This window comes from Streptomyces sp. SBT349 (assembly GCF_001083795.1).
In the GTDB taxonomy this organism is placed as follows: Bacteria; Actinomycetota; Actinomycetes; order Streptomycetales; family Streptomycetaceae; genus Streptomyces.
Window position 1 is genome coordinate 1 of sequence record NZ_LAVK01000597.1, and the last position, 2,226, is coordinate 2,226.

At 75.6% G+C, this 2,226-nt stretch carries 1 protein-coding gene and 1 pseudogene; both read left to right on the forward strand.

Annotated features, from left to right (window positions below):
• A partial coding sequence (locus ADY01_RS35020) for an LpqB family beta-propeller domain-containing protein (protein ID WP_324613481.1) occupies positions 1-1,839 on the forward strand: 1,839 nt, incomplete at its 5' end.
• A gap of 96 nt (positions 1,840-1,935) precedes the next feature.
• A pseudogene (locus ADY01_RS35025) lies at positions 1,936-2,226 on the forward strand (ComF family protein); the annotation flags it as partial.

A 2,226-nucleotide genomic window follows, 5' to 3' on the forward strand; every position in this document is an offset into this window, starting at 1 on the left:
GGCATGGGGACTGACCGGATAGTCCGGGAGCGGCGGCGGTGGCGGGTGGCCGGAGGGCTGCTGGCCGCGGGGCTGCTGCTCGCGGGATGCGCGTCGATGCCGGGCAGCGGCCCGGTGCACGTGGTCGACTCCTCGGACAGGACCGACGGGGATCCGCAGGTGCTGGTGTACGGGGTGCCGCCGGAGGAGGGGATGCTGCCGGAGCAGATCGTGCGCGGCTTCCTGGAGGCGGTGACCAGTGACGACCCCGCGTACGACACGGCCAGGCAGTATCTGACGCCGTCGCGGGCCGAGGCGTGGGACCCGTTCTTCAGTACGACGGTGCTGGCGGCGGGGCCCGAGCTGGACAGCCCGCCCGGGGTGAGCGAGCACGTGGAGCTCAGCGGGCGGCGGCTCGCGACGGTGGACGGCGCGCAGGGGTACGACCCGCGGGCGGGCGAGTACACGGCGGACTTCGAGCTGGAACGGGTCGAGGGCGAGTGGCGGATCAGCGAGCTGCCCGACGGCCTGGTGATGGGTGAGGCGGACTTCCGCAGGATCTACCGCTCCGTCGATACGTTCTATTACGCCGATCTGGGCGGCGAGTCGGCCAGGGCGACGGACGGGGACGCGGTCCTGGTGCCGGACCCGGTCTACGTGCGCAGCCGGATCGACCCGGTCGGGGACGCGGTGCGCGCGCTGCTCGACGGGCCGGGCGAGTGGCAGGAGCCGGTGGTGACCACGCGGTTCCCCGAGGGCGTGACGCTGCCGGAAGGGCGGCCCCCGGTGATCGACGACTCGGGGACGCTGACGGTCGGGCTGGAGGGGGTGCCGGCCGGCTGGTCGGTGGACCGCTGCGAGGAGATGGCGGCGCAGCTCCTGCACACCGGGCAGGACGCGGCGACGGCCGAGGTGACGGAGGCCCGGCTGCTGACCGGCTCCGGCGCGGCGCTGTGCGGGGTGGAGGCCACCGAGCGGTCCGTTTCCTCGCCGGGCGCGCTGGACGGCGAGCTGAGCCGGGCGTACTTCCTCGACGAGCTGGGCCGGCTGGTGTCGCTGGTCGAGGAGGACACCACCTCGTCCCCCGTGGGCGGCGCGCTGGGTGACGAGGAGGCCGGGCTGCGCAGCGCGGCCGTCAGCCGGCAGGGCGACCGGGCGGCCGGGGTGGCGGCGGATGGCTCCGAGCTCTATGTCGCGCCGTTGACCCGGGGTGATGTTCCGCGTGAAACGGCGCTGAGCAGCGGGTCGACGGGCGAGGACGCGGGGCTGAGCGCGCCCAGTTGGGACGGGCTCGGCGATCTGTGGGTGGCCGATCGCGACCCGGAGAACCCGCGGCTGCTGAGGCTCAGCGGCGGCGAGGGGACCGCTCGGGAGATCCCGGTGCGGGGCCTGGCGCCCGGCGAGCGGATCGACGCGGTGCGGGTGGCCTCGGACGGCGTGCGGGTGGTGATGCTCGTCAGCGGGGCGGGGTCCACCTCGCTCCAGCTCGGCCGGATCGAACGCACCAGCGGCGACGAGGGCGAGACCGTGACCGTGGCGGCGCTGCGGGAGGTGGCGCCGCAACTGGCGGACGTGGCCGCGGTGTCGTGGGCGGGGAGCAGCACCCTGGTCGTCGTGGGTCGGCCGGCGGACGGCGTGCAGCAGGTCCAGTACCTGGCCACCGACGGCTCCTCGGCTCATGTGCCGACCGTTCCGGGGCTCAACGTGGACGTGGTCGGCATCGCCGCGGCCGAGGACGCGGAGCAGCCGCTGCTGGCGCAGATCGGCGACGACATCGCCCGTCTCCAGGACGACGCCGAGTGGAAGATGATGACCGACGGCGACGATATCCAGGGGTTCGCCCCGGTGTATCCCGGCTAGTCTCCCCGGTCGGCTCGCCCGTTTCCCGCCCGGGGTGGCGCGAAACCGCCCGCGCGGGCGGTTGCCGGGGCCCGTGCGCCCGGGAACGGTGAGGCCGTGCGGGAATGGGTGCGCGAGCTGGGCTCGCTGATTCTGCCGACGGCGTGTGCGGGCTGCGGCGAGGGCCGCGCGGTGCTGTGCGCGCCGTGCCGGGCGGTGCTGTGCGCGGGCCGGGCCCGCAGGGTGCGGCCGGTGCCCGAGCCCGTCGGGCTGCCGCCCGTCTGGGCCGTCGCCCCGTACGCCGACGAGGCGCGAGCGGTGCTGCTCGCCCACAAGGAACGCGGCAGGCTGGCGCTGGCCGGGCCGCTGGGCCGCGCGCTCGCGGTGGCGGGGCGAGCGGCGTGGGAG